The organism is Stenotrophomonas sp. 3diitr2024 (assembly GCF_042136455.1).
Lineage (GTDB): Bacteria > Pseudomonadota > Gammaproteobacteria > Xanthomonadales > Xanthomonadaceae > Stenotrophomonas > Stenotrophomonas sepilia.
In genome coordinates this window covers 1-311 of sequence record NZ_JBHHMJ010000776.1, presented here as the reverse complement: position 1 = coordinate 311, position 311 = coordinate 1, and the positions used below count along the sequence as shown (strand labels likewise).

The 311-nt window shown below is 62.7% G+C and carries 1 pseudogene; it reads left to right on the top strand.

Going from position 1 to position 311, the window contains the following annotated elements:
- Window positions 1-280, top strand: a pseudogene (locus ABGA94_RS20515) (hypothetical protein); the annotation flags it as partial.
- Between the last annotated feature and the right edge of the window lie 31 nt (window positions 281-311).

Below are 311 nucleotides of genomic sequence, written 5' to 3'. Positions count from 1 at the left end.
CACCAGCCTGCTGACCCACCCGGCGCTGTACCTGCAGCGTGACCGACCGACCCTGCTGGTGTCGTTCGGCCGCAGTGGCTCCAGCCCGGAAAGCGTGGCAGCGGTGGAGCGCGTGCGCGAATCCAAGCGCAAGCCGCGCGCGCCGAAGCCGGACGCGGCCGAGATGGACTTCGAGGAGCCCAGCGAGGACGAGATCGCCAGCCGCATCAATGGCTTGCAACAACCTTTAGAGAATTGTTCAAGGCTTATCCACAAGTTGCTGATCCGTCTCAATTTTTGAGATTGAACGGAAGTTCAGGGGCGTGGACGGG